The sequence below is a fragment of the Pseudomonas sp. FW215-R2 genome (assembly GCF_058789255.1).
Genome location: NZ_JBYTBO010000001.1, coordinates 107,621 through 132,944, shown reverse-complemented (window position 1 = coordinate 132,944; position 25,324 = coordinate 107,621). Strand labels below are relative to the sequence as shown.

General features: G+C 60.9%; 25 protein-coding genes. 13 read left to right on the top strand and 12 right to left on the bottom strand.

Going from position 1 to position 25,324, the window contains the following annotated elements:
* The first annotated feature begins 60 nt into the window (after positions 1–60).
* Positions 61–2,547: a circularly permuted type 2 ATP-grasp protein gene (locus AC3WRD_RS00580; protein WP_102620128.1), complete on the top strand. Its 2,487-nt coding sequence runs from the start codon at positions 61–63 to the stop codon at positions 2,545–2,547.
* On the top strand, positions 2,547–3,443 hold the full coding sequence (locus AC3WRD_RS00575) for a transglutaminase family protein (RefSeq protein ID WP_102620127.1): 897 nt from the start codon (positions 2,547–2,549) through the stop codon (positions 3,441–3,443). Before AC3WRD_RS00580 ends, AC3WRD_RS00575 begins: the two co-directional genes overlap by 1 nt.
* Before the next feature lie 66 nt (positions 3,444–3,509).
* On the opposite strand, the gene AC3WRD_RS00570 is transcribed toward AC3WRD_RS00575, so the two are convergent.
* Both AC3WRD_RS00570 and AC3WRD_RS00565 read right to left on the bottom strand, forming a co-directional pair.
* A complete protein-coding gene (locus AC3WRD_RS00570; RefSeq protein ID WP_085732676.1) occupies positions 3,510–3,689 on the bottom strand; it encodes a hypothetical protein in 180 nt (59 codons plus the stop codon).
* A 68-nt stretch (positions 3,690–3,757) separates the two neighbouring features.
* Positions 3,758–4,345, bottom strand: a complete 588-nt coding sequence (locus AC3WRD_RS00565) for a cytokinin riboside 5'-monophosphate phosphoribohydrolase (protein ID WP_102620126.1) — start codon at positions 4,343–4,345, stop codon at positions 3,758–3,760.
* A gap of 341 nt (positions 4,346–4,686) precedes the next feature.
* Between AC3WRD_RS00565 and azu the strand changes: the two genes are divergently transcribed.
* Positions 4,687–5,133 carry an azurin gene (gene azu, locus AC3WRD_RS00560; protein ID WP_102620125.1) on the top strand — a complete coding sequence of 149 codons (447 nt, stop codon included), beginning with the start codon at positions 4,687–4,689 and terminating at the stop codon, positions 5,131–5,133.
* Between the two features lie 184 nt (positions 5,134–5,317).
* Positions 5,318–5,602 (top strand): hypothetical protein, encoded by a 285-nt coding sequence (locus AC3WRD_RS00555; protein ID WP_102620124.1) that lies wholly within the window; start codon positions 5,318–5,320, stop codon positions 5,600–5,602.
* 94 nt (positions 5,603–5,696) lie between these two features.
* Here the strand turns inward: AC3WRD_RS00555 and nadE are convergent, their stop codons facing one another.
* From nadE to AC3WRD_RS00540, 3 genes are all read right to left on the bottom strand, one after another.
* Positions 5,697–6,524, bottom strand: coding sequence for an NAD(+) synthase (nadE, locus tag AC3WRD_RS00550; protein WP_096819803.1), 828 nt, complete (start codon positions 6,522–6,524; stop codon positions 5,697–5,699).
* Between the two features lie 4 nt (positions 6,525–6,528).
* A complete protein-coding gene (gene pncB, locus AC3WRD_RS00545; RefSeq protein ID WP_102620123.1) occupies positions 6,529–7,752 on the bottom strand; it encodes a nicotinate phosphoribosyltransferase in 1,224 nt (407 codons plus the stop codon).
* A 107-nt stretch (positions 7,753–7,859) separates the two neighbouring features.
* Positions 7,860–8,765, bottom strand: a complete 906-nt coding sequence (locus AC3WRD_RS00540; RefSeq protein ID WP_096819802.1) for a LysR family transcriptional regulator — start codon at positions 8,763–8,765, stop codon at positions 7,860–7,862.
* A gap of 161 nt (positions 8,766–8,926) precedes the next feature.
* Between AC3WRD_RS00540 and amaB the strand changes: the two genes are divergently transcribed.
* The 9 genes from amaB (at position 8,927) to AC3WRD_RS00495 (ending at position 19,794) form a co-directional block, all read left to right on the top strand.
* On the top strand, positions 8,927–10,417 hold the full coding sequence (gene amaB / locus AC3WRD_RS00535) for an L-piperidine-6-carboxylate dehydrogenase (protein ID WP_096819801.1): 1,491 nt from the start codon (positions 8,927–8,929) through the stop codon (positions 10,415–10,417).
* Positions 10,418–10,506: 89 nt separating this feature from the next.
* Positions 10,507–11,790, top strand: a complete 1,284-nt coding sequence (gene amaA, locus AC3WRD_RS00530) for an L-pipecolate oxidase (RefSeq protein ID WP_102620122.1) — start codon at positions 10,507–10,509, stop codon at positions 11,788–11,790.
* Positions 11,791–12,154: 364 nt separating this feature from the next.
* Complete coding sequence (locus AC3WRD_RS00525; protein ID WP_102620121.1) at positions 12,155–13,288, top strand: branched-chain amino acid ABC transporter substrate-binding protein; 1,134 nt, start codon at positions 12,155–12,157, stop codon at positions 13,286–13,288.
* 146 nt (positions 13,289–13,434) lie between these two features.
* Complete coding sequence (locus AC3WRD_RS00520; RefSeq protein WP_007950661.1) at positions 13,435–14,349, top strand: ABC transporter permease subunit; 915 nt, start codon at positions 13,435–13,437, stop codon at positions 14,347–14,349.
* Positions 14,350–14,352: 3 nt separating this feature from the next.
* Positions 14,353–15,654, top strand: coding sequence for a high-affinity branched-chain amino acid ABC transporter permease LivM (gene livM, locus AC3WRD_RS00515; RefSeq protein ID WP_096819798.1), 1,302 nt, complete (start codon positions 14,353–14,355; stop codon positions 15,652–15,654).
* Positions 15,651–16,523, top strand: coding sequence for an ATP-binding cassette domain-containing protein (locus AC3WRD_RS00510; RefSeq protein ID WP_096819797.1), 873 nt, complete (start codon positions 15,651–15,653; stop codon positions 16,521–16,523). The genes livM and AC3WRD_RS00510 overlap by 4 nt, the downstream gene beginning before the upstream one ends.
* Positions 16,520–17,236 (top strand): ABC transporter ATP-binding protein, encoded by a 717-nt coding sequence (locus tag AC3WRD_RS00505; protein ID WP_096819796.1) that lies wholly within the window; start codon positions 16,520–16,522, stop codon positions 17,234–17,236. The genes AC3WRD_RS00510 and AC3WRD_RS00505 overlap by 4 nt, the downstream gene beginning before the upstream one ends.
* 757 nt (positions 17,237–17,993) lie before the next feature.
* Complete coding sequence (locus AC3WRD_RS00500; RefSeq protein WP_007950653.1) at positions 17,994–18,758, top strand: SDR family oxidoreductase; 765 nt, start codon at positions 17,994–17,996, stop codon at positions 18,756–18,758.
* A gap of 130 nt (positions 18,759–18,888) precedes the next feature.
* Entirely contained in the window at positions 18,889–19,794 is a 906-nt protein-coding gene (locus AC3WRD_RS00495; protein WP_102620120.1) for a cation diffusion facilitator family transporter, read from the top strand.
* 39 nt (positions 19,795–19,833) lie between these two features.
* Here AC3WRD_RS00495 and AC3WRD_RS00490 read toward each other — a convergent pair whose 3' ends face one another.
* From AC3WRD_RS00490 to AC3WRD_RS00460, 7 genes are all read right to left on the bottom strand, one after another.
* Positions 19,834–20,967 (bottom strand): AGE family epimerase/isomerase, encoded by a 1,134-nt coding sequence (locus AC3WRD_RS00490; protein ID WP_102620119.1) that lies wholly within the window; start codon positions 20,965–20,967, stop codon positions 19,834–19,836.
* A 100-nt stretch (positions 20,968–21,067) separates the two neighbouring features.
* Positions 21,068–21,640, bottom strand: a complete 573-nt coding sequence (locus AC3WRD_RS00485; RefSeq protein ID WP_102620118.1) for a HupE/UreJ family protein — start codon at positions 21,638–21,640, stop codon at positions 21,068–21,070.
* A gap of 27 nt (positions 21,641–21,667) precedes the next feature.
* Positions 21,668–22,282 carry an urease accessory protein UreG gene (gene ureG, locus AC3WRD_RS00480; protein ID WP_007950645.1) on the bottom strand — a complete coding sequence of 205 codons (615 nt, stop codon included), beginning with the start codon at positions 22,280–22,282 and terminating at the stop codon, positions 21,668–21,670.
* A 22-nt stretch (positions 22,283–22,304) separates the two neighbouring features.
* Entirely contained in the window at positions 22,305–22,979 is a 675-nt protein-coding gene (locus AC3WRD_RS00475) for an urease accessory protein UreF (RefSeq protein WP_102620117.1), read from the bottom strand.
* A complete protein-coding gene (gene ureE, locus AC3WRD_RS00470; RefSeq protein WP_096819791.1) occupies positions 22,976–23,476 on the bottom strand; it encodes an urease accessory protein UreE in 501 nt (166 codons plus the stop codon). The genes AC3WRD_RS00475 and ureE overlap by 4 nt, the downstream gene beginning before the upstream one ends.
* A 203-nt stretch (positions 23,477–23,679) precedes the next feature.
* A complete protein-coding gene (locus AC3WRD_RS00465; protein ID WP_096819790.1) occupies positions 23,680–24,312 on the bottom strand; it encodes a TetR family transcriptional regulator in 633 nt (210 codons plus the stop codon).
* Positions 24,313–24,486: 174 nt separating this feature from the next.
* Positions 24,487–24,993: a hypothetical protein gene (locus AC3WRD_RS00460; RefSeq protein WP_096819789.1), complete on the bottom strand. Its 507-nt coding sequence runs from the start codon at positions 24,991–24,993 to the stop codon at positions 24,487–24,489.
* Between the last annotated feature and the right edge of the window lie 331 nt (positions 24,994–25,324).

Here is a 25,324-nt window from a genome sequence, read left to right as displayed (position 1 = left end):
TATCCGGGCGTCATGTGCCTGCGTTAGTCTGACCGTTCCTTGCTGGCTGCCGAGCTTTCCATGCCTGACCTGCTTGACCGCTACCCGCTGACGGCGGGCACTTACCACGAACTGCTCGATGCTGGCGGGGCGGTGCGTCCGCACTGGCAGCGGCTGTTCGACCAATTGCAGCGCAGCACCCCGACGCAACTGGTGCAGCGTCAGGCATTGCTGACCCGGCAGATTCAGGAAAACGGCGTCACCTACAACGTCTATGCCGACCCCAAGGGCGCGGATCGTCCGTGGGAACTCGACCTGCTGCCCCACGTGATCGCCGCTGACGAGTGGCAACAGCTGTCGGCCGGGATCGCCCAGCGCGCGCGCCTGCTCAATGCGGTGCTGGCGGATCTGTACGGTCCGCAGCGGCTGATCAGCGAAGGGTTGCTGCCGGCGGAGCTGGTGTTCGGCCACAACAACTTCCTCTGGCCCTGTCAGGGTATCTCGCCACCGGACGGGGCCTTTCTGCATCTGTATGCCGTGGATCTGGCGCGCACACCGGACGGGCGCTGGTGGGTGACGGCGGATCGAACCCAGGCGCCGTCCGGTGCCGGCTATGCGCTGGAAAACCGCACCATCGTGTCCCGGGCCTTCCCCGAGCTGTACCGGGACCTGAAGGTGCAGCATCTGGCCGGATTCTTCCGTACCTTGCAGGAAACGCTGGCCCGTCAGGCACCCTGCGACGATGACGCGCCGCTGGTGGTGTTGCTGACCCCGGGGCGTTTCAACGAAAGCTATTTCGAACATCTTTATCTCGCGCGCCAGCTCGGCTATCCGCTGGTGGAGGGCGGTGACCTGACGGTGCGCGATGCCACGGTCTACCTGAAAACCCTCAGTGGCCTGCGCCGGGTTCACGCGATCATGCGTCGGCTCGACGATGACTTCTGCGATCCGCTGGAACTGCGCACGGATTCGGCGCTGGGCGTTCCCGGGCTGCTTGAGGCCGTGCGTCAGGGCCGGGTGCTGGTGGCCAACGCGCTGGGCAGCGGCGTGCTGGAGTCGCCGGGGCTGCTGGGTTTCTTGCCGAAGATCAATCAGTACCTGTTCGGCGAAGAACTGATCCTGCCCTCCATCGCCACCTGGTGGTGTGGGGAGGCGCCGGTACTGGCCCAGGCGTTGGAAAAATTGCCGGAGTTGCTGATAAAACCGGCCTTTCCCTCCCAGAGCTTCGCCCCCGTTTTCGGGCGTGACCTGAGTGAAAAACAGCGCCAGAGTCTCGCCGAGCGCATGCAGGCCCGGCCTTATGCGTATGTGGCGCAAGAACTCGCGCAACTGTCCCACGCGCCGATCTGGCAGCCCGAGGACGGCCAGTTGCAACCGCGAGCCATCGGCATGCGCATGTACGCGGTGGCCAGTCGCGACGGCTATCGAGTGCTGCCCGGTGGTCTGACCCGGGTGGCGGCCGAAGCCGATGCCGAAGTGGTGTCGATGCAGCGCGGCGGTGCGAGCAAGGACACCTGGGTGCTGGGTGACCGGCCGCCAAGCGGTGAACAATGGAAGGCGCAGCGCAACATCGGTGTGCCTGATCTGGTGCGGCGCGATCCCTATCTGCCGTCGCGGGTGGTGGAAAACCTGTTCTGGTTCGGTCGTTACTGCGAGCGTTGCGACGACAGCGCGCGGTTGTTGCGGATCATGCTGGCGCGTTACGTCGACGGTGACGATCCACAAGCCTTGCAGGCTGCCGTGGAGCTCGGTGAGCGGCTGATGCTGCTGCCAGACGAAGGCGAGTTGCCGGAGCGCCTGCTCGCGGCTTTGCTCGGCGAGGACTGGTCGTTCAGCTTGCGTTCCAACCTGCAACGCTTGCAGTGGGCGGCGTCGCAGGTGCGCGGCAAGCTCTCGCGGGAGAACTGGCAGGCGCTGGTGGAGTTGCAGCGCGAGGCGACGGAACTGGACACCGACGAGCCGGACTTTGGCGAGCTGCTGGATTTTCTCAACCGGCTGGTGATGTCGCTGGCGGCGCTGTCCGGATTTGCCCTCGACGACATGACCCGCGACGAAGGCTGGCGCTTCCTGATGATCGGCCGGCGCATCGAGCGTCTGCAATTTCTCAGTAGCAGTCTCGCGGGTTTCCTGCGCGGCGCCGGGGCGTTCGATCAAGCGGGGCTTGAGTGGCTGCTGGAACTAGGCAACAGCAGCATCACCTATCGTTCGCGCTATCTGGCGGTGGCGCAGTTGATTCCGGTGCTCGACCTGTTGCTGCTGGACGAGCAGAACCCCCATGCGGTGTTGTTCCAGTTGAAACTGGTGACGCGCACCCTCAAGCGTCTGAACGATGATTTCGGTGTGCCGAGGGAGGCCGGGTTGCCAGAACTGGTCGAGCGTCTGGCACGCTTCGATCTGGGGTGTCTGGAAAATCCCCTGTTCGGCGAATCCAGCGTACGTGCGGCCCTCGACGGGCTGGCGGATCTGCTGCAAGACATCGCCGACGCCAGCGGTCAGGTGTCCGATCGTCTGGCCCTGCGCCATTTCGCCCATGTCGATGATGTCAGCCAGCGCACGGTGTCCGTCTGATGAATGCCCACTACCAGATCCTTCACGACACCTGCTATCACTACGACAGCCCGGTCTCGTTGGCACAGCAGCTCGCGCACCTGTGGCCCCGGGAATGTGCCTGGCAGCGCTGCACCGAGCAGCAATTACTGATCAGTCCGGAGCCGACCGCACGTCGTGACGAACAGGATGTGTTCGGCAATCCGCTGACACGTCTGGCGTTCGAACGGCCTCATGATGAATTGCAGGTCAACGCACGGCTGACGGTCGAGGTGCTGGCGCGGCCGGCGCTGGATTTCAATCTGTCACCGGCCTGGGAATTGACGCGCAATGCGCTGACCTACAGCAGTCAACCGTTGTCCGCTGAGCTGCTGGAGGCTTGTCGCTACCGGTTTCAGTCACCCTACGTTCACTTGAAACGCAGTTTCGTCGAGTTCTCCGAAAGCTGTTTTCCGCCTGGGCGACCGTTGCTGCTGGGCGTGCAGGCGTTGATGGAAAAGATCTTCGACGAGTTCACCTTCGATGCCGAGGCGACGCAAGTCGCGACTCCGCTGGTCGAGGTGCTGGAGCGGCGGCGCGGAGTCTGTCAGGACTTTGCCCACCTGATGCTGGCCTGCGTGCGTTCCCGAGGATTGGCGGCGCGCTACATCAGCGGCTATCTGCTGACACGACCGCCACCGGGGCAGCCGCGATTGATCGGCGCCGATGCGTCCCATGCCTGGGTGTCGGTGTTTTGCCCGGTGCTGGGCTGGGTGGATTTCGATCCGACCAACAATGTGCAACCGGCACTGGAGCACATCACCCTGGCCTGGGGCCGGGATTTCTCCGATGTGTCGCCGTTGCGCGGGGTGATTCTGGGAGGGGGGAGTCATGATCCCGAGGTCAGGGTCACGGTGATGCCACTGAATGAGTCATGAAACACACTGCAGGAGCGGGCAAGTCCGTTCCTGCAGGTTTTGCGTTCAGTGGTCCTGCGGTGTTGCTCAGGCGTCGGGCGCCGGGTCTTTCGGTGCATCAACATCATCATCGGTCGCCACTTCACCGTCAGGGTTCAGTGCCGCTTCTTCAGCCATCTGCTTCTTGCGCTGAAGCTTTTCCTCTTTCTTCTGTTCCTTGGCCAGGTCACGTTGACGCTTGGCGAAGGAGTAATTGGGTTTGGCCATGGGCGATCCTCTTGGGTCGAAGGTGAGGTTGAGCGGCGCGTATTCTGCCCTGTATCGGTGCCCGGGGGTTAACCGGGTTTCTGGTCGACCCACTTTGGCGTGACGGTCGGCTGCCACTGGTCGAGAGCATCGAGCAGCGATTGCGGCGATTCGCTCACTTGCAGCATGTCACGGTGCGGTGCGCGAACGAAGCCTTCGCCGACGATGTGATCGAGAAATTCGGTGAGTTTGCTGTAGAAACCGTTCACTTCCAGCAGGCCCAGCGGCTTGCCGTGGTAGCCGAGTTGGCCCCAGGTCCAGACTTCGAACAGCTCTTCAAGCGTGCCGAGGCCACCTGGCAGGGCGATGAACGCATCGCTGAGTTCGGCCATGCGCGCCTTGCGGGCGTGCATGCCGTCGACCACTTCCAGGCGCGACAGGCTCTTGTGACCGATTTCCTTGTCCATCAGGCTCTGCGGAATGATGCCGATCACTTCACCGCCGGCCGCCAGTGCGGCATCCGCGACAATCCCCATCAGGCCGACAGCGCCACCGCCGTAGACCAGCGTCAGTTTACGCTCGGCAATGGCTTTGCCGAGGGCGATGGCGGCTTCGGTGTACGCCGGGGTGGTGCCGGCGTTGGCACCGCAAAATACACAAACGGATGTGAGAGACATGCCTTCCTCCTGGGTCAATCCGTCACAGGGTAATGGCTGGCACGCCTTGATCCAAGGGCTAGACTTCGCGTTTCGGGGTTTCATAGGTGCCGCTGGCGCCACAGGCGTAGGCGGCGAGCAGGCTGCACAACAGACTGTTGAAGGACATGACTGATGCTCCAGATGAGAGTTGAGCCCTGAAGATACGGCCCGGCCAATCGTCTGGCTGTTAGATTGTTTCGATGAGTGTCATAGCCTGAAAGTTGTATACAATTTTTGACTCAAGTCATAGGAACTTGCGAAGATTTCAGGCAGTCTTTCCCCCATTCGTGTTTTTGTTAACCCTGCCTTGGAGATTCACCATGTTTTCCAAAGTTGTTGCGGTATCCCTGCTGGCGCTGGCCAGCAGCCAATTGATGGCTGCCGAGTGCAAAACCACCGTTGACTCCACCGACCAGATGTCCTTCACCACCAAGGAGATCGTGATCGACAAGAGCTGCAAGACTTTCACCGTCGAACTGACCCATTCCGGCAGCCTGCCGAAGAACGTCATGGGCCACAACCTGGTGGTCAGCAAGACCGCTGACATGCAGCCGATTGCCACTGACGGCCTGGCCGCGGGCATCGACAAGAACTACCTGAAGGACGGTGACGAGCGCGTCATCGCCCACACCAAGATCATTGGCGCCGGCGAGAAAGATTCGCTGACCATCGACGTATCGAAACTGGCAGCCGGCACCGATTACGGTTTCTTCTGCTCGTTCCCGGGCCACATCTCGATGATGAAAGGCACCGTGACCCTGAGGTAAGTTTCAGAGCCACCTGTCAGCAAAAAGCCGCTGTAGTTCGCTACAGTGGCTTTTTTTATGTCTGAACCGTTTGTCGGGTTCTGCTCTGAACCTGTTAGTTCTGACAGTAGACGCAGGTTTGCTTCGAGGCTCAAATCTCCGGACGTCGTGCTTGTCGTGCGACATGAGAAAGAAGGAGATGGTCATGACCGATAACGTTCAGCTGAAAATTACCAAAGTCACGGATTTGAAGGACAATTTGATCGAACAGGAGGGTAAAACCTCTGATCGGACACTGATTGTCTATGGCGAAGCCTATCGTCTAGCGGAAGTAACCATCGAAGATGATTTTCTCCCCCGTGGGAAAGTGACCACGGATCCAGCAGGGAAATGGAAGGTAACGCTGGAAGAACTGCCGGAGGGTGAGCGTTACTTTCAGGCGGAGGTTGACGGAAAGCGTTCGCAGAGCTGGATTGTATATATCGTGTGACAGAGTTCAGCGGTGGCTTTTGTAATCGAAGCGAGCTTTCTGACCTGTGCTGAGTGAGGCGCTTTGAACAAGCGCCTCACTTTTACACATGACATCAAGGCGCAAACGGCATGACGCGTTTGTGATGGGTCTTTTTGTACGTGTTGACGATGATGTCGAACGCTTCCTGACGCACCGGCTCGCCGTGCAGAAAGGCGTCGATCTCGGCGTAGGTCACGCCGTGGGAGGCTTCGTCCGGTTTGCCCGGCGACAGGTCTTCCAGGTCCGCCGTCGGCACTTTTTCCACCAGCGATTCCGGCGCGCCGAAGCTGCGGGCGATGGCCCGGACCTGATTTTTCACCAGACCGCTGAGCGGGGCCAGGTCGCAGGCGCCGTCACCGAACTTGGTGAAGAAACCCATCACCGCTTCCGCCGCGTGATCGGTGCCGATCACCAGGCCATGGGCCGCGCCGGCGATGGTGTACTGAGCGACCATGCGCATCCGCGCCTTGGTGTTGCCGAGCACGAAATCCACCGACACTGCGTGCTTGCCTTCGAAGGCTGCGACTTCGCCGGCCAGGGATTTCACTGCCGGGCCGATGTTGACGGTGTGGCGTTCGTCCGGGGCGATGAAGTCCACCGAGGCCTGGGCGTCGTGTTCATCGAACTGCACGTCGTACGGCAGGCGCACAGCGATGAACTTGTAGCCGTTGTCGCCGGTGCGCTCGCGCAGTTCACGCATGGCGCGCTGGGCCAGCAGGCCTGCGGTCAGCGAGTCGACGCCGCCGCTGATGCCCAGTACCAGGGTCTTGAGCCCGGAATTGGTCAGGCAGTCCTGGATGAAGGTGATGCGTCGGGCGACTTCCGCTTCGAGGGCCTGGTAATCGGCGAACGGCGGCTGAACGTTGAGCTGTTCAGCAATCTCACGCTGTACGGCTTGCATGAATTCACTCCTTGCTAGAAAGGCTGGAAACGGCAGGAACCTGGAAAACGTGTCGCAAATAGGCGACGAAATTCGGGTCTTTGCAGTGGGTCTTGCCCGGCTCGTCCGAGATCTTCGCCACCGGTTGGCCGTTACAGGCGGTCATTTTAAGCACGATGCTCATCGGTTCGACACCCGGAATGTCACAGGTCAGGTTGGTGCCGATGCCGAAGCTGACATTGATCCGACCGCGCAGCGCGCGGAAGATCTCCAGCGACTTGGGCAGCGTCAGGCTGTCGGAGAACACCAGGGTCTTGCTCATCGGGTCGATGCCGAGCTTGTGATAGTGAGCGATGCATTTTTCGCCCCACTGCACCGGATCCCCGGAATCATGACGCAAGCCGTCGAACAGCTTGGCGAAGAACAGATCGAAATCGCCGAGGAAGGCATCGGTGGTGATGCAGTCGGTCAGGGCGATCCCCAGCAGGCCGCGGTACTCGCGGACCCAGCAATCGAGTGCGGCAATCTGGCTGTCGATCAGACGCGGGCCGAGTTGCTGGTGGGCCATGATCCATTCATGGGCCATGGTGCCCAGCGGTTTCATGTCCAGTTCGCGGGACAGGTGCACGTTGCTGGTGCCGACGAAACGCCCCGGGAAATCATGCTTGAGCACGTTCACCACTTCTTCCTGCACGCGGTAGGAAAACCGCCGGCGTGTGCCGAAATCGGCGACCTGCAACTGCGACAATTCTTCGGTCGAGGCGTTGGCCGTCAGCCAGTCGAACTTGCGATAAAGCTGTTCGCGGGCCTGTTCCAGGACGGTTTCGCGGTAGCGATAGCGGTTGCGCACTTCGCTGACGATCGCCAGCAGCGGCACTTCGAACAGAATCACATGCAGCCACGGCCCGCGCAGACGGATGAACAGTTCGCCGTTCTCGATGCCGGTGTGCAGGTAGCGCAGGTTGAAGCGGAACAGGCCGAGGAATCGCAGAAAGTCAGGTTTGAGGAAACTGATGCGCTCAAGGAAACTCAACTGATCGGCGCTCAGGCTCAACTCGGCCAGACGCTCGACCTGGAAGCGGATCTCCGCCAGATAGGGGCGCAGATCTTCACTGTTACGGCAACGAAACTCCCATTCGACTTCGACGTTGGGGTAGTTGTGCAGCACCGCCTGCATCATCGTCAGTTTGTAGAAGTCGGTGTCGAGCAGGTTCTGCACGATGCGATCGGCAAACACACTCTCGCTCATAACGGGGTCTCCAGGCGGACCGCGCATTGGCGCGGTATCAATCAATGGCGCTAGTGGCTCATATCCGGGGTGTGGATTGCCAGCGATTTTTATCCCTGCGCTGAGCCTCAGACCGCCTCAGGACTGTCGATCTGCTCCAGCATCCACTTCACGAAATCCCGCACCTTGGGTACTTCCGCCGCGTGTTCCGGGTAGGCCAGGTAATACGCATCGGTGCTGGGCATTGCATGCTGCCAGGGAATGACCAGTTTGCCGTCGGCCAATTCCTCTTCCACCAGAAACCTTGGTAACAGGGCGACGCCGCAGCCGACCTGCGCGGCGCGGATGCACATATAAAAGGTTTCGAAACGCGGGCCGTGGTAGCTGTGTTCGGTCTGGTAGCCCTGGCTGTCGAACCAGTCGTGCCACGCCTGTGGGCGCGAAGCATTCTGCAGCAGGACCAGATCGGTGAGTTGCGTTGGATCAGTCAACGGAGTGTCCGGCAGACTGCTCGGTGCGCAGACCGGCACCAGTTCCTCGCCAAACAACTTCAGGCATTCGGTGCCGGGGCGTGAACCCTGGCCGAAATAGAACGCCAGGTCGCTGCGCCCTTGCAGCAAGTCATCGGCCTCCTGCTCGTTGCACAGGTCCAGATGAATCGACGGATGGCGCAGGCGCCAGCCCTTGAGGCGCGGCACCAGCCAGCGTGCGCCGAAGGTCGAGGGTGTGGAGACGCGCAGGACTTCGGTCTCGCCGCCGTAGGAACGCAGGTAATGGGTCGACATCTCGACCTGGGTCAGGATTTTTCTGACTTCCACCAGGTACAGATCGCCGGCCGGGGTCATCTGCAAACGGCGGCGTACCCGACGGAACAACAAGTGCTGTAACAATTCTTCGAGTTGCGCCACCTGCTTGCTGACGGCGCTCTGGGTCAGGTTCAGTTCCTCGGCGGCCCGGGTGAAACTCAGGTGCCGGGTCACGGCCTCGAAGCACTGCAACGCGGTGATCGACGGCAAGTGGCGTTTGTTCAGCATGGGCGATCCTTTTCTTGTCTTTCTGCGCAGCATGAATAAACGGAATGATATCTCGCGTAAAGGTCGTTTGTTGCACAGCCTTCCTGACGCTACAACTAAAGGTCTGCCCGGTCGTGAAAACGCGCCCGCACACATTCAGTTTTTTGCTTGAGGAGTGACCCATGGTTGCCGCATTGCTTGATCGTCTTGGTGTGAACCCGGCCCTGTACCAAAACGGCAAAGTGCCGGTGCATTCGCCCATCGACGGCAGCCGCATCGCCGCCGTGAACTGGGAAGGCCCGGCCGAAGTCGAGCAGCACATCAGTCGCGCAGATCATGCGTTCGAACAATGGCGCAAGGTGCCGGCCCCCCGTCGCGGCGAGCTGGTGCGTCAGTTCGGCGAAGTGCTGCGCGAGTACAAGAATGATCTTGGCGAACTGGTTTCCTGGGAGGCCGGCAAGATTACTCAGGAAGGCCTGGGTGAAGTGCAGGAGATGATCGACATCTGCGACTTCGCCGTCGGCCTGTCCCGCCAGTTGTACGGTTTGACCATCGCTTCCGAGCGCCCGGGCCACCACATGCGTGAAACCTGGCATCCGCTGGGCGTGGTCGGCGTGATCAGTGCGTTCAACTTCCCGGTCGCGGTGTGGGCGTGGAACACCACGCTGGCGCTGGTCTGCGGTAACCCGGTGGTATGGAAGCCTTCGGAGAAAACCCCACTGACTGCACTGGCCTGTCAGGCGCTGTTTGATCGTGTGGTGAAGAACTTCAGCGATGCGCCGGCCAATCTCTGTCAGGTGATCATCGGCGGTCGCGATGCCGGCGAAGCGCTGGTGGATGACCCGCGTGTCGCGCTGATCAGCGCCACCGGCAGCACCCGGATGGGCCGCGAAGTGGCGCCGAAAGTCGCCGCGCGCTTTGCCCGCAGCATTCTCGAACTGGGCGGCAACAACGCAATGATCCTCGGCCCGAGCGCCGATCTGGACATGGCCGTGCGCGCCATCCTGTTCAGCGCCGTCGGCACCGCCGGCCAGCGTTGCACCACGTTGCGTCGCCTGATCGCCCATGAATCGGTGAAAGAAGAAATCGTCACCCGTCTCAAAGCCGCGTACTCCAAGGTCCGTATCGGTCACCCGCTGGAAGGCAACCTGATCGGCCCGCTGATCGACAAACACAGCTTCGAAAACATGCAGGACGCGCTGGAACAAGCGCTGAGCGAGGGCGGCCGGGTGTTCGGCGGCAAGCGCCAACTGGAAGATCAATTCCCGAATGCCTACTACGTGTCGCCGGCCATCGTTGAAATGCCGGAGCAGAGCGACGTGGTGTGCAGCGAGACCTTCGCGCCGATCCTGTACGTGGTTGGCTACAGCGACTTCGAAGAGGCGCTGCGCCTGAACAACGCGGTGCCGCAAGGCCTGTCGTCGTGCATCTTCACCACCGATGTGCGCGAGGCCGAGAAATTCATGTCGGCAGTCGGCAGTGACTGCGGCATCGCCAACGTCAACATCGGCCCGAGCGGCGCTGAAATCGGCGGCGCGTTCGGTGGCGAGAAAGAGACGGGTGGTGGGCGCGAGTCGGGCTCGGATGCGTGGCGTGCTTACATGCGCCGCCAGACCAACACCGTGAACTACTCGCTGGAGTTGCCGCTGGCGCAGGGCATTACGTTCGACTGACAGTTTTCTCAAAGCTATCGACCGTTCCCACGCTCTGCGTGGGAACGGTCATTTTGGTGTGTTTGGCAGGTTTCTGTTGGAGTCTGGCAATGCCGTTACGCGAAGAATGTCTGTGGGAAAAACTCACGCCGCAACGACCGGATAACACGGCGCTCAGGGGCGAAGTCAAAGTCGATGTCTGCGTGATCGGCGCCGGGTTTACCGGGCTGTCGGCGGCGCTGCATCTGTTGGAGAAGGGCAAAAGCGTCTGCGTGCTCGAAGCCCATCGCGCCGGGCATGGCGGATCCGGGCGCAACGTCGGGCTGGTCAACGCCGGGATGTGGATTCCGCCGGACGAGATCGAGGCCGGGTTCGGCGAGGCCGTCGGCAGTCAGCTCAACCGCATGCTCGGTGCGGCGCCGGCGCTGGTGTTCAGCCTCGTGGATAAATACAACATCGATTGCCAGTTGCGCCGCGAAGGCACCCTGCACATGGCGCACAACGCCAAGGGTGAGGCGGATCTGCGCAGTCGCGAAGAACAGTGGAAACGCCGCGGTGCGCCGGTCGAACTGCTGACCGGCAAGGCCTGTGAACAGGCGACCGGGACGCAGAAGATTGCCGCCGCGTTGCTCGACCGGCGTGCCGGCACGCTCAACCCGATGGCTTATGTCACCGGGCTGGCCAACGCTGTCATCAGCCTTGGCGGAAAGATGTTCGATCACTCCCCGGTCACGCGCCTTGAGCGTCAGGGTCAGCAATGGTCGGTGCAGACCGAGCAGGGTTCGGTGCTCGCCGAACAAGTGGTGATCGCTTCCAACGCCTACACCGAAGGCGACTGGACCGAACTCAAACGCAATTTCTTCCCCGGTTACTACTATCAGGTCGCTTCGGTGCCGCTCACCGAAGACGCTGCCCAGGAAATCCTCCCGGGCGGGCAGGGCTCGTGGGATACCCGCCAGGTGCTGAGCAGCATCCGCCGCGACAAGGACGGGCGTCTGTTGCTGGGCAGCCTTGGCAACGGCAATCAGAAACCGACCTGGTTCCTCAAGGCCTGGGCCGACCGGGTGCAGCAGCATTACTTCCCCAACCTCAAGCCTGTGGAGTGGGAATGCACCTGGACCGGGCGCATCGCTTTTACTCCCGATCATTTGATGCGCCTGTTCGAGCCCGCGCCGGGACTGGTGGCCGTCACCGGTTACAACGGCCGTGGCGTGACCACCGGCACCGTGGTCGGCAAAGCCTTCGCCGACTACCTGTGTAACGGAAATCCTCAGGCGTTGCCGATTCCCTTTGCACCGATGCAGCCCCTGGCGGGCGTGGGTTTGCGCAGTTGTCTGTACGAGGCCGGGTTCTCGCTGTATCACGCGGGCCAGTGCCTGCGCATTGTCATTTGAGTGTTGAAATATGTTGCGTGAAGCGGCGCTTTTCGGCGTAGCGACTAGCCTGTAATGGTGCGGGTTGTAGCAGTCCCGCACCAGCAGTGTGCAGTTCGGTGACGCGGGCTGTTACAGGCTGGTTGCACGTCGTTTGGCGCCGCGGTTGCAATGATGGCGCGTGCGGGTTGCGCCTGAAAAAATAAATGGTTTCACCTTCCGCGGTTTAGACGGTTGCACGCCCAATGAAAATGGGAACGAAACAGTCGAAATAACAAGAAAGCAGCGACTTTTTGAAGAATAAAAAACCGATGGCACGGCCCTTGCTCTGAGCAATCCAGTGAAGTCGCAGTGCCAACTAAAAAAAACCTTGGAGCACCACCTCATGTCCCAGACGTTTTACAAGAAAGGCTTTCTGGCCCTCGCAGTGGCTACTGCGCTGGGTGTTTCTGCGTTTGCACAAGCTGATGTGAAAATCGGTGTGGCGGGCCCTATGACTGGCGCCAACGCGGCATTTGGCGAGCAGTACATGAAGGGGGCACAAGCGGCGGCCGATGCGGTCAACGCGGCGGGCGGCGTCAACGGGGAGAAAATCGTCCTGGTCAAAGGCGATGACGCCTGCGAACCGAAACAGGCGGTGACGGTCGCCAAGGACCTCACCAACCAGAAAGTCGCCGGTGTGGTTGGCCACTTCTGCTCGTCCTCCACCATTCCTGCGTCGGAGATCTACGACGAAGCCGGCATCATTGCGATCACGCCGGGTTCCACCAACCCGCAAGTGACCGAGCGCGGTCTGAGCGCCATGTTCCGTATGTGCGGGCGTGACGACCAGCAAGGCATCGTCGCCGGCGACTACATCGTCGACGTGCTCAAGGGCAAGAAAGTGGCCGTGCTGCACGACAAGGACACCTACGGTCAGGGCCTGGCCGATGCGACCAAGGCACAGTTGACCAAGCGCGGCGTGACGCCGGTGCTGTACGAAGGCCTGACCCGTGGCGAGAAAGACTTCAGCGCCGTGGTCACCAAGATCCGCGCGGCCGGTGCCGACGTGGTCTACTTCGGCGGCCTGCACCCGGAAGCCGGTCCACTGGTCAAGCAACTGCGTACAGAAGGCCTGAAAGACGTGAAGTTCATGTCTGACGACGGCATCGTGACCGACGAACTGGTGACCACCGCTGGCGGCCCGCAATACGTCGACGGCGTGCTGATGACCTTCGGCGCCGATCCGCGCCTGCTGCCGGAAAGCAAGACTGTAGTGGATGCCTTCCGCAAGGCCGGCACCGAGCCTGAAGGCTATACCCTGTACGCCTACGCTTCGGTTCAGGCACTGGCTGCGGGCTTCAACGGCGCCAAGTCCAACAAGGGCGAAGACGCTGCCAAATGGCTGAAAGCCAACCCTGTGAAAACCGTGATGGGCGAGAAGACCTGGGACGCCAAGGGCGACCTGAAAGTGTCCGACTACGTGGTCTACCAGTGGGACGCGACCGGCAAATATCACCAGCTGGAAAAACAGAAGTAAGGGCTGACGCGATCGGCTGACCTCTGCAGAAATTCTGTGGGGGCCAGCCCGGTCGTGGCTGACATTGCTCCGACGTACATCTGTATTTTTCCTAGAAGAACCGCGCGCCCCAGGGTGTGCAGGTTCTCACTGCGTGAGATTGCGTTATGGATGGTATTTTCCTGCAGCAACTGGTCAACGGCCTGACCCTCGGGTCGGTCTATGGCCTGATCGCCATCGGCTACACAATGGTCTACGGCATCATCGGCATGATCAACTTCGCCCACGGCGAGGTTTACATGATTTCCGCTTACCTCGCGGCAATCAGTCTGGCTCTGCTGGCTTACTTCGGTATCGAATCCTTCCCGCTGCTGATGCTCGGCACACTGGTCTTCACCATCGTCGTCACGGGGGTGTATGGCTGGGTCATCGAACGCATCGCCTACAAACCACTGCGCAACTCCACCCGACTGGCACCGCTGATCAGCGCCATCGGTATCTCCCTGATTCTGCAAAACTATGCCCAGATCAGTCAGGGCGCCCGTCAACAGGGTGTTCCGACGCTGCTCACCGGTGCCTGGCGCATCGACGTCGGCTCGGGCTTCGTCCAGCTGACCTACACCAAGATCTTCATTCTCGTCGCGGCGTTCGTCGGGATGGGCCTGCTGACCTACGTGATCAAGTACACCAAGCTCGGCCGCATGTGCCGCGCGACCCAGCAAGACCGCAAGATGGCTTCGATTCTGGGGATCAACACCGACCGCGTGATTTCCTACGTGTTCATCATCGGTGCAGCGATGGCGGCCCTGGCCGGCGTGCTGATCACCATGAACTACGGCACGTTCGACTTCTACGCAGGCTTCGTCATCGGCATCAAGGCGTTCACCGCTGCGGTGCTCGGCGGGATCGGCTCGCTGCCTGGCGCCATGCTCGGCGGGATCATCCTCGGGATCTCCGAGTCGCTGTTCTCGGGCCTGGTCAACTCCGACTACAAAGACGTGTTCAGCTTCTCGCTGCTCGTACTTGTTCTGGTCTTCCGGCCTCAGGGCCTGCTGGGCCGTCCTCTTGTGTCGAAGGTGTAAGCGATGTCTTCAACCACTACAAAATCCATTGATGTCAAAAAAAGCCTGGTTGAGGCGATTCTCGCCGGTCTGATTGCCCTGATCGTGTTCGGGCCGATTGTCGGCGTCGTTCTCGATGGCTACAGCTTCAACCTCGAACCGACCCGCGTGGCGTGGATCATTGCCATCGTCATGGCCGGCCGGTTTGCCCTCAGCCTGTTCCTGCAAACCCCCAAGGGCCTGAAAATCCTCGAAGGATTCGAGAGCACCGGTTCCGGCGTGCATGTGCTGCCCGCCGATCACAAATCCAGGCTGCGCTGGATCATCCCGCTGCTGATCGTGCTGGCCGTGGCCGTGCCGTTCGTTTCCAACTCCTACCTGCTGGGCGTGGTCATCCTCGGGTTGATCTACGTGTTGCTGGGGTTGGGACTGAACATCGTGGTCGGTCTGGCCGGCCTGCTCGACCTCGGTTACGTGGCGTTCTACGCCATCGGTGCCTACGGTCTGGCGCTCGGTTATCAGTACCTCGGCCTGGGCTTCTGGACCGTGCTGCCGCTGGCGGCGATCACCGCCGGGCTGGCCGGATGCATCCTCGGTTTCCCGGTGTTGCGACTGCACGGCGACTACCTGGCGATCGTGACCCTCGGTTTCGGTGAAATCATCCGTCTGATCCTCAACAACTGGCTGTCCCTGACCGGCGGTCCGAACGGCATGCCGGCACCACTGCCGACCTTCTTCGGCCTGGAATTCGGCAAGCGGGCGAAGGATGGCGGGGTGCCGTTCCACGAGTTCTTCGGCATCGCCTACAACCCGGACGTGAAGTATTACTTCATCTATGCGGTGTTGTTCCTGGTGGTGCTGGCCGTGCTGTACATCAAGCATCGTCTGGTGAAGATGCCGGTCGGTCGCGCCTGGGAAGCCCTGCGTGAAGACGAGATCGCCTGCCGCTCGATGGGCCTCAACCACGTGCTGGTCAAGCTCTCGGCGTTCACTATCGGTGCATCCACCGCCGGTCTGGCAGGTGTGTTCTTCGCCACCTATCAAGGCTTCGTCAACCCGACCTCGTTCACCTTCTTCGAATCGGCGCTGATCCTCGCCATCGTCGTGCTCGGCGGCATGGGGTCGACCATCGGTGTGGTGATCGCAGCGTTCGTGCTGACCGTTGCTCCGGAACTGCTGCGCGGCTTCGCCGAATACCGCGTGCTGCTGTTCGGGATCCTGATGGTGTTGATGATGATCTGGCGACCTCGCGGGCTGATCCGCATCAGCCGTACCGGGGTCACTCCACGCAAAGGTGCCATTCACTATGAGAGGACTGCGCCATGAGTGAAGTCGTACTCTCTGTTGAAAAACTGATGATGCACTTCGGTGGCATCAAGGCCTTGAGCGACGTCAGCCTGAAGGTCAAACGCAATTCGATCTTCGCCCTGATCGGCCCCAACGGCGCCGGCAAGACCACGGTGTTCAACTGCCTGACCGGGTTCTACAAGGCCTCTGGCGGCAAGATCGAACTCAACGTGCGTGGCCAGCAGACCAACGTCATCAAGTTGCTGGGCGAGTCGTTCAAGCCGACCGACTTCGTCTCGCCGAAAAACTTTGCCAGTCGTCTGTACTACAAGATGTTCGGCGGCACCCACCTGGTGAACCGCGCGGGTCTGGCCCGGACGTTCCAGAACATTCGCCTGTTCAAGGAAATGTCGGTGCTGGAAAACCTGCTGGTGGCCCAGCACATGTGGGTCAACCGCAACATGCTGGCCGGCATCCTCAACACCAAGGGCTATCGCAAGGCCGAAAGCGATGCGCTGGACTGCGCGTTCTACTGGCTGGAAGTGGTGGATCTGGTGGACTGCGCCAACCGTCTGGCCGGTGAACTGTCCTACGGCCAGCAACGCCGTCTGGAGATTGCCCGGGCCATGTGCACTCGGCCGCAGATCATCTGCCTCGACGAACCGGCCGCCGGCCTCAACCCTCAGGAAACCGAAGCGCTGAGCGCGATGATCCGGCTGCTGCGCGACGAGCACGATCTGACCGTGGTGCTGATCGAACACGACATGGGCATGGTAATGAGCATTTCCGATCACATCGTGGTGCTGGACCACGGCATCGTCATCGCCGAGGGCGGTCCGGAGGCTATCCGCCACGATCCGAAGGTGATTGCGGCTTACCTGGGCGCCGACGAAGAGGAAGTCGTATGACGCAACCCATCCTCGAACTCAAGGATCTGGACGTGTTCTACGGCCCGATCCAGGCCCTCAAAGGCGTTTCGCTGCAGATCAACGAAGGGGAAACCGTCAGCCTGATCGGCTCCAACGGCGCGGGCAAGTCGACGCTGCTGATGTCGATCTTCGGCCAGCCACGGGCGGCAGGCGGACAGATCGTTTATCAAGGCGTGGACATCACCCACAAGTCATCGCACTACATCGCCTCCAACGGCATCGCGCAGTCGCCGGAAGGGCGGCGGGTGTTCCCCGACATGACCGTCGAGGAAAACCTGCTGATGGGCACCATCCCGATTGGCGACAAGTACGCCAAGGAAGACATGCAGCGCATGTTCGAGCTGTTCCCGCGGCTTGAAGAGCGTCGCACTCAGCGCGCAATGACCATGTCCGGCGGCGAACAGCAGATGCTCGCCATTGCCCGGGCGCTGATGAGCCGTCCCAAGCTGTTGCTGCTGGATGAGCCGAGCCTGGGGCTGGCGCCGATCGTGGTGAAACAGATCTTCGCAACCCTGCGGGAACTGGCGAAAACCGGCATGACCATTTTCCTTGTCGAGCAGAACGCCAACCATGCGTTGAAACTGTCCGACCGGGCGTACGTGATGGTCAACGGCGAGATCCGCCTGACGGGTACCGGAAAGGAACTGCTGGTGAATGAAGAGGTGCGTAACGCCTATCTCGGCGGGCACTGAGTTTTCAGGTTTTCCACAGCGATACAGAGCCCCGAGACGCCAGTCCCGGGGCTTTTTTGTATCCAGAATCCATCACGATCCACGCCATTCCCGAAATTGTGGAAAACAAAATCCCCAACCTGCCAAAGCGCGACATATAGACGCTGCAAATCGCTGTTTTTCCACAGTTTTGACTTGTCCCCGTTTGCTGTGGAGCCGGCTGTGAATAACGTGGGAGTAGCTGGCTGAGAGCCTTTCAAACCGTGGCTTGCAGGCCTGTGGTTGTTTTTTGAACAGGCCTTTTACCAGTTGCTGAGGGTTCGTTTGTCAACCTTTTTATGGCCACGGCAAAACAGGCGAATGCATGAGCGCAAGCCTGTGGATAAGTCTGTGATTAAACTCTGGAAAGACTGCGCTAAGGGCCGTGATTACTGGCCCTGCGCAATCACGGCGGTGACCGGTCGGTCGTGCAAAATGCCTTGCCCGGCACAATCGGCGGATCAGGGTCAAGCAAAAAACTTTGCTTTTGCGGCGCAAAGCCTTGTGTGGCGTGGCTTTGCGCATTTCCACTTGCCCCCGGAAACTGTGGAAGGGCTTGTGGATAACGTGCGTGCATGTGGCTACAGGCCACGCCACTCAAGGCGTTGCGAGGGTTGATCAAATTATGAGCAGAAATGCACGCCAGTCGGTGGTTGCTCGTGAATGCGGGGCCGGGCATGCTGCCTGCTGATTTTCTATTCCAATGGCTGCCCCGGGTGGCCGAAGCAAGGAGAACACGATGTCCAACACCCTGTTTATCACCGGCGCGACGTCCGGTTTTGGTGAAGCCTGTGCCCGTCGTTTTGCCGAGGCCGGCTGGAAACTGGTGCTGACCGGTCGTCGTGAAGAACGCCTCAACGCGCTGTGTGCGGAGCTGTCGAAGCAGACCGAAGTGCATGGCCTGGTGCTGGACGTGCGTGATCGCAAGGCGATGGAGGAGGCGATTGCCAACCTGCCGCCGTCCTTCGCCAAGCTGCGCGGCCTGATCAACAACGCAGGTCTCGCGCTGGGCGTGGACCCTGCACCGAAGTGCGACCTCGACGATTGGGACACCATGGTCGACACCAACGTCAAAGGCCTGATGTACAGCACTCGCCTGTTGCTGCCACGCCTGATCGCCCACGGTCGCGGCGCCGGTATCGTCAACCTCGGTTCCATCGCCGGTAACTACCCGTACCCAGGCAGCCACGTTTACGGTGCGACCAAGGCGTTCGTTAAGCAGTTCTCGTTGAACCTGCGCTGCGATTTGCAGGGCACCGGCGTACGCGTCAGCAACATCGAACCGGGCCTGTGCGAGAGCGAGTTCTCGCTGGTGCGTTTCGCGGGCGATCAGGCGCGTTACGACGCGACCTACGCCGGTGCCGAGCCGATCCAGCCGCAGGACATTGCCGAGACCATCTTCTGGGTGCTGAACGCACCGGCGCACATCAACATCAACAGCCTGGAGCTGATGCCGGTGAGCCAGACCTGGGCGGGTTTTGCCATCGAGCGTAACAAGGCTTGATACGGTTTTGTTCTCTTCGCCAGCGGGCTGGCGAAGAGGGCAAATCGGCCAGAATCTGGCAGTAAGGTAGACTCATCCCTCAACAACCCCGCCGCACCCTGCGGTTTTCAAGGTTTTTCGAGGAGTTCAAGTGAGTAACCGAGGTGAGCAGTCGCTGCTCAAACAATCGACCATCCTGATGTTCGCCGTGGCGATCGCCGGGATCGTCACCGGTTTTGTTTCGGGTTCCCAGTCCATCCTGTTCGATGGCTTTTTTTCGTTGATTGCAACGTTCATCAAAGTCCTGATGTTGATCACGGCGAAGCTCATCGCCAAGCAAAGCAACCAGCGCTTCCAGTTCGGTTTCTGGCATCTGGAGCCAATGGTGCTGCTGATCGAGGGCAGTTTCCTGCTGCTGATCGCGATCTATGCGTTTCTCAACGGCGTGTTCGGCATCATCAACGGCGGTCGTGAAATCGAGCTGGGCCTGGTGATCATCTACGCGGCGGTGTTTACCGTTGTCGAGTTCGCCTACTTCTTCTACGTGCGCCACCGTAATCGCAAGCTCAAGTCGAGCCTGATCCAGTTCGACAACATCAGTTGGCTGGTGGATGCGATGCTGTCGGTGGGCCTGTTGATCAGTTTCCTCGCGGCGCTGCTGCTCAAGTCCCAGGGTTATGGCGAGTGGGCGAAATTTGTCGACCCGCTGATTCTCATCGTGCTGGCCCTGACCATGCTGCCGCCGGCCTTCAAGATCCTTGGCCCGGCGCTGCGTGACGTGCTCGGTATTGCGCCGGACACGCTGGACGACCAAGTCCGTCAGGTAATGGACGCGGCCAAGGTCGAACATGGTTTTGATGACTACGTGTCTTACGTGCAGAAGCACGGGCGGGCGCGGTTCATCGAGATTCATGTGGTGTTGCCGGCGGATTACCGACTGCAGAGCGTCGGCCAGCTGGATGTGCTGCGTGAGGCGATTTCCGCGAAGCTGGGCAAACCGGATGCGGCGCGCTGGCTGACCATCAGCTTCACTGGCGACAGGAAGTGGATTGCCTGATGTTGTGTGGCGAGGGAGCTGGCTCCCTCGCCACGGCTGTCAGCTCAGATAGTCGGCGAGGCCGCGATAGCAGGTCGCCAAGTGATACGGCGTGGTCGACGGCATGTCCTTGCGGCTGACCTCGCCCTGTTCGTCGCGGCACTCGTTCCAGCCACCCGCATGCAGGAAGCGCTGCTGCAACGCCTGCAACTGGCGCAGCACGGCGGTTTCGCTGTCCGGACGCAGTGTCAGCGCGCGCAGATATTCGGCCTGGGCCCAGATGCGCTGGGTCGAATCTTTCGGGCGTCCGTCCCTATTCAGATCGAGCATGGCCCGCACGGCACCGGACGGCTGCACCACACCGAACTGCTCGGTGAACGCAAAGGCCCGGTCCAGGGCGGCATGCAGTTTCGAACCGCGCAGCAGGGGCGAGGACTCCAGCAGGAAATACCACTCGAACTGATGGCCCGGCTCATACCAGTTATCCACAGCCCCCAGCGGTTTTTCCATCAGCACGCCATGTTGCGGATCGACGAAACGCTTGTGCATGGCTGTGCATAACTCGCTCAGCGCTTGCTTGACCTGTGCATCTTCGCGCACGGCCAGCGTGGCCAGGAAGGCTTCGGCCAGGTGCATCAATGGGTTTTGCAGCGGGCCGGTTTCTAGGGTAATCCAGTCACGGTCGAGGCAGGCTTCATAGAGGCCGTCACCGGTGGCGAAACGTCGGCCGATGACTTCCAGCGCAGCGTTCAGGGTCGATTCGACCAAGGGCTCGCGGGACTTTTCCCAGTAATGCGCGCAAGCGAACAGGATGAAGGCGTGGGTGTAGAGATCCTTGCGCTGATCCAGCGGTTTGCCCTGCGGATCGATGCTGTAGAACCAGCCGCCGTGCTCGGCATCGTGGAAGTGCCGTTGCAGGGAACGGAACAGCGCGGCCGCCCGAGCTTCGGCGTTATCCACAACCCCGATCAGGCTGGAAAACAGATACAGCTGCCGTGCGCAGGCCATGGCCCGATAGCGCTGCGGTGGCAGCGGCTGATGCGCGGCGTCCAGCGCCTCGTAAGGCAACGCCATGTCGGCGTTCCAGCCCGGTCCTTGCCAAAGGGGCACGATCACGTCCAGAAAGTGCTGTTGCACTTCACCGAACAGGGTGGTCAATTCAGGCAGGGAGGTGGAGCGGGAAGCGTGGGGCATGGGCGGACGTCGTCACGGCAGGGGCGATTGCGCGACATGGTAGCAGAGAGTGGCGATCGATCGTTCCCGCGCCATGCGCGGGAACGATCAGAGGTGCCATTCAGCCGGCCAGCAACCACGCGCCGGTCACCGCCGAAGCTGCTCCGGCCAGTCGCACCAGCGGCGCGGCCGCCTGAGGCAGAAAACGCACGACCGCATAGCCCGTTGCATGCAGTGCAGCCGTCGCGACCACGAAACCGGCGGCATACGCCCATGGGCTCGACATGTCTGGCAACTCCAGGCCATGAGCCACGCCATGGAACAGCGCAAACAGCGCCGTAGCCGCTACCGCCATCACCAATGGCGGACGCACCGCCAGCGCCACCGCCAGACCCAGCGCCAGCACCGAGGCAGCAATCCCGCTTTCCAGCGCCGGCAACTCCAACCCTTCAAACCCGAGCAGGCCGCCGATCAGCATGGTGCCGACGAAGGTGCACGGCAGCGCCCAGCGTGCCGCGCCTTGCTGCTGCGCCGCCCACAGACCGACGGCCACCATCGCCAGCAAATGGTCGAGGCCGCCGATCGGGTGGCTGATACCGGCCACCAGGCCAGAGTCGCCGTGGCCGGGGTGGGCGAAGGCCAGTGCCGGGGTCAGCAGTAGCGCGACGGCGCCGAGAATGCGTTTGAGTGTCATAAATAAGCTTCCGTGTTGATCAATGAATCAGGCTGCAGTCAGCAGGCCCTGGCGTTCGATGAAGGCGATGATGTCTTCCAGGCCCTGACCGGTTTTCTGGTTGCTGAACACGAACGGCTTGCCGTTGCGCATGCGTTGGGTGTCGCTGTTCATCATCTCCAGCGAGGCGCCGACCAGCGGCGCGAGGTCGATCTTGTTGATCACCAGCAGGTCGGATTTGCAAATGCCGGGCCCGCCCTTGCGCGGCAGCTTGTCGCCGGCCGACACGTCGATCACGTAGATGGTCAGGTCGGACAGTTCCGGGCTGAAGGTGGCGGAAAGGTTGTCGCCGCCGGACTCCACCAGAATCAGGTCAAGCCCCGGAAAACGCCGGTTCAGTTGATCCACCGCTTCAAGGTTGATCGAGGCGTCTTCGCGAATCGCCGTGTGCGGGCAGCCACCGGTTTCCACGCCGATGATGCGTTCCGGCGCCAGCGCTTCATTGCGAACCAGAAAGTCGGCGTCTTCGCGGGTGTAGATGTCGTTGGTGACCACCGCCAGGTTGTAGCGTTCGCGCAGCGCCAGGCACAGGGCCAGGGTCAACGCGGTTTTGCCGGAACCGACCGGGCCGCCAATGCCGACGCGAAGGGGTTGTGTGTTCATGTGATTCTCCAGATAAAAGGCCCTAGGAACGGAACAGGCGGCTGTACTGGCGCTCATGGGCCATGCACGCCAGGGACAGGCCGAACGCGGCGCTGCCGAGGTGTTCGGGATTGATTCGGGTGGCGTCCTGCTGCGCCTGTTGCAGCAGCGGCAGCAGTTCGCTGGTCAGGCGCTGGGCGGCTTGCTGGCCCAGCGGCAGGGTTTTCATCAGCACCGCGAGCTGGTTTTCCAGCCAGCTCCACAGCCACGCGGCGAGGGCGTCCTGCGGGCTGATCTGCCAGGCGCGGGCCGCCAGTGCCCAGCACAGGGCAAGGTGCGGTTCGGCGCAGTGTTCGAGAAAGTCCCGCGCTGCCTGATCGAGTTCGGGCAAGCCGTTGAGCAATTGCTGCAACGAGTAGCCCATCTGCCGGCTCTCCAGATGCAGTTCGCGGGTTTCGCGGCTGGCGCGGTGGCTTTCGCAGAGTTTGCGCAATTCATCCCAGTTTTCGTCCGCTGCGCTCTGGCAGTGGGCAAGCAGCATGGGCGCTTCGAACCGCGCGAGATTGAGCAGCAATTGATCGCTGATCCAGCGCCGGGCGCTGTCCGGACTGTCGACGCGGCCGTTATCCACCGCCATCTCCAGGCCTTGGGAATAGCTGTAGCCGCCAATCGGCAGTTGCGGACTGGCCAGGCGCAGCAGCGCCCAGGCCGGGTTCACAAACGGACGCCGAACTGGTGGAGTTTCGGCGCGTAGTTGAAGTCCTCGTCACCGTGTCGCGAATGGTGATGGCCGCCACCGTAGGCGCCGTGTTCCGGCTGGAACGGGGCTTCGATGGATTCGACCTGCGCGCCCAGTTGTTCAAGCATCGCCTTGAGTACGTAATCGTCGAGCAGACGCAACCATCCGTCACCGACTTGCAGCGCGACGTGGCGATTGCCCAGGTGATAGGCCGCGCGGGTCAGTTCGAAGGCGTTGGCGCAGGTGACGTGCAGCAGTTGTTCGGGGCGGGCGCAGACCCGGACGATCCGCCCATCTTCGGCTTGCAGGCATTCGCCGTCATGCAGCGGCGGCTGGCCGCGCTCCAGAAACAATCCGACGTCTTCGCCTTCGGCACTGAAACAGCGCAGGCGGCTTTTGCTCCGGGCTTCGAAAGTCAGGTGCAACTCGGCGGCCCAGACGGGTTGAGGGTCGATTCTGCGATGAATCACCAGCATCGGAAAGCTTCCTGCTATGGACAATGCTCAGGCTAGAGCAAGGGGCTTGCCAATCGGACGAGACGTAGGAAAACCCTGTCGGAGCCTAGCGGATGTTTCAAGATGTTGCAGGATTGTGAGGTGTTTTGGTGCATGAAGGTTTTTACATGCACCAATTTACGGCGCAAAAAAAATCGCAGCTCCAGGCTGCGATTTTGGTCTGCTTACTCGGTACTCCCGAGCCCTTGCCAGTGCTTCAACCCGATAAAGATGAAGCGCAGCTGCTGGGTGATCTTCGCCTGGGGCGTCAGATGCTCGGGCAGGGCTTCGGCCGGCGGGTCGATGATGTCCGGCAGGGTGGCGAACACCGATTTGACGATCAGGTCGGCCATCACACTCAGGCCCTCACGATTGAGATGCTGCAGCTTGGGCATCAAGGCCAGATCCGCCGCCAGGTCGGAACTGATGTTTTCACGCAAACGGCCAATCGCCTGCCGCACCGGCAGCGATCCACCGTACTGCTCACGGGCCAGAAACAGGAACTGCGAACGGTTGGCGCTGACCACGTCAAGGAAGATCCGCACCGACGCATCGATGATCCCGCCCATGACGAATTCGTTATGGCGCACCAGGCGGATGGTTTCGCGGAAGGTCTGGCCGACTTCGCTGACCAGTACCAGGCCGAGTTCGTCCATGTCGGCGAAATGCCGGTAGAAACCGGTGGGCACGATGCCAGCGGTTTTCGTCACTTCACGCAGGCTCAGGCTGCCGAATCCTCGGCCGCTTTCCATCAAGTGGCGGGCAGCGTCCATCAGGGCGTTGCGGGTCTGTTGTTTCTGTTCGGCGCGGGGCAGCATCGCAAGGGTGTGTTCTTAGGCAAGACAAGCGCCGCACTCTAGCAAATCGGCTTTGTCGGCGTCGAACGGCAGCGGGGGAGATGGAAGCGGGAAATCGCGACTTCTTTATACAGGCTGCTGAAAAGTCAAAAGCCCAATCCGGGGATTGGGCTTTTTTTCCAGGCCGCCACGGGCTTAGCTCAAAGCGCTGTTGCGTTCGATCACGCGGTCACCACCACCTTCGGCCAGGGTTTGACCTTGTGGGGTTTTGTCGTAGCCATCTGCAGCCAGGGTTTGGCCTTGTGGAGTGCGGTCGGAACCATCAGCAGCCAGGGTCTGGCCTTGTGGGGTGCGATCGGAACCATCGGCAGCAAGGGTTTGACCTTGTGGAGTGCGATCCGAGCCGTCTTGAACCAGACCTTTTTCTTCCAGACGATCACGGCCGCCTTCAGCTACGGTTTGACCTTGTGGGGTCTTGTCATAGCCATCTTGAACCAGACCTTTTTCTTCCAGGCGGTTACGACCGTTTTCAGCCAGAGTCTGGCCTTGTGGAGTGCGGTCAGAACCGTCAGCGGCAACAGTCTGGCTGAACACCGAGTGGCTGGATTTCACTTGCGGGGTAGCCTGGTCGGCGGCTGGCAGAGCGAAAGCGGTGCTGGCCAGCATCGAGAGGGTAAGACTGAACAGAAGTTGGCGTTTCATGATGGGTTGCTCCTTGGGAGGGCGATAAAGTGGGTACGAAGCTAATGCTACTCTCGATAAGTCGATATAAAAGTTCATAAACACAATGGTAATAATCAACAGAATTGATTGTTCGCTTGGGAGGCTCTAGCTCGGGCGTTTCAGGCGAGCGGTTTTGCACCGCAGTGGGTATTTTCCACCCACTTGCGCCTCGCAAAAGTGCGGGGCCGGTAACGCCGACTCGACCGATCGGTCAGAATGGCGACCGTTTTTTGGCCCTGATGGGGCTTTCGATTAAACCTGCGGGCTGTTTGTCAGTCGTAGACTTCATGAGGGCCCTATCAGGCCCGTC

Excerpts from the sequence above, each read along its gene's own strand:
- ureE (WP_096819791.1), bottom strand. The coding sequence starts at position 23,476 with ATGCTGGTGATTCATCGCAGAATCGACCCTCAACCCGTCTGGGCCGCC.
- nadE (WP_096819803.1), bottom strand. The coding sequence starts at position 6,524 with ATGCAAGCCGTACAGCGTGAGATTGCTGAACAGCTCAACGTTCAGCCG.
- pncB (WP_102620123.1), bottom strand. The coding sequence starts at position 7,752 with ATGAGCGAGAGTGTGTTTGCCGATCGCATCGTGCAGAACCTGCTCGAC.
- AC3WRD_RS00460 (WP_096819789.1), bottom strand. The coding sequence starts at position 24,993 with ATGAAACGCCAACTTCTGTTCAGTCTTACCCTCTCGATGCTGGCCAGC.
- AC3WRD_RS00500 (WP_007950653.1), top strand. The coding sequence starts at position 17,994 with ATGTCCAACACCCTGTTTATCACCGGCGCGACGTCCGGTTTTGGTGAA.
- ureG (WP_007950645.1), bottom strand. The coding sequence starts at position 22,282 with ATGAACACACAACCCCTTCGCGTCGGCATTGGCGGCCCGGTCGGTTCC.
- AC3WRD_RS00505 (WP_096819796.1), top strand. The coding sequence starts at position 16,520 with ATGACGCAACCCATCCTCGAACTCAAGGATCTGGACGTGTTCTACGGC.
- AC3WRD_RS00465 (WP_096819790.1), bottom strand. The coding sequence starts at position 24,312 with ATGCTGCCCCGCGCCGAACAGAAACAACAGACCCGCAACGCCCTGATG.
- AC3WRD_RS00540 (WP_096819802.1), bottom strand. The coding sequence starts at position 8,765 with ATGCTGAACAAACGCCACTTGCCGTCGATCACCGCGTTGCAGTGCTTC.
- AC3WRD_RS00485 (WP_102620118.1), bottom strand. The coding sequence starts at position 21,640 with ATGACACTCAAACGCATTCTCGGCGCCGTCGCGCTACTGCTGACCCCG.
- AC3WRD_RS00510 (WP_096819797.1), top strand. The coding sequence starts at position 15,651 with ATGAGTGAAGTCGTACTCTCTGTTGAAAAACTGATGATGCACTTCGGT.
- AC3WRD_RS00580 (WP_102620128.1), top strand. The coding sequence starts at position 61 with ATGCCTGACCTGCTTGACCGCTACCCGCTGACGGCGGGCACTTACCAC.
- AC3WRD_RS00575 (WP_102620127.1), top strand. The coding sequence starts at position 2,547 with ATGAATGCCCACTACCAGATCCTTCACGACACCTGCTATCACTACGAC.
- azu (WP_102620125.1), top strand. The coding sequence starts at position 4,687 with ATGTTTTCCAAAGTTGTTGCGGTATCCCTGCTGGCGCTGGCCAGCAGC.
- AC3WRD_RS00520 (WP_007950661.1), top strand. The coding sequence starts at position 13,435 with ATGGATGGTATTTTCCTGCAGCAACTGGTCAACGGCCTGACCCTCGGG.
- AC3WRD_RS00555 (WP_102620124.1), top strand. The coding sequence starts at position 5,318 with ATGACCGATAACGTTCAGCTGAAAATTACCAAAGTCACGGATTTGAAG.
- AC3WRD_RS00565 (WP_102620126.1), bottom strand. The coding sequence starts at position 4,345 with ATGTCTCTCACATCCGTTTGTGTATTTTGCGGTGCCAACGCCGGCACC.
- AC3WRD_RS00525 (WP_102620121.1), top strand. The coding sequence starts at position 12,155 with ATGTCCCAGACGTTTTACAAGAAAGGCTTTCTGGCCCTCGCAGTGGCT.
- AC3WRD_RS00570 (WP_085732676.1), bottom strand. The coding sequence starts at position 3,689 with ATGGCCAAACCCAATTACTCCTTCGCCAAGCGTCAACGTGACCTGGCC.
- AC3WRD_RS00490 (WP_102620119.1), bottom strand. The coding sequence starts at position 20,967 with ATGCCCCACGCTTCCCGCTCCACCTCCCTGCCTGAATTGACCACCCTG.
- livM (WP_096819798.1), top strand. The coding sequence starts at position 14,353 with ATGTCTTCAACCACTACAAAATCCATTGATGTCAAAAAAAGCCTGGTT.
- amaB (WP_096819801.1), top strand. The coding sequence starts at position 8,927 with ATGGTTGCCGCATTGCTTGATCGTCTTGGTGTGAACCCGGCCCTGTAC.
- amaA (WP_102620122.1), top strand. The coding sequence starts at position 10,507 with ATGCCGTTACGCGAAGAATGTCTGTGGGAAAAACTCACGCCGCAACGA.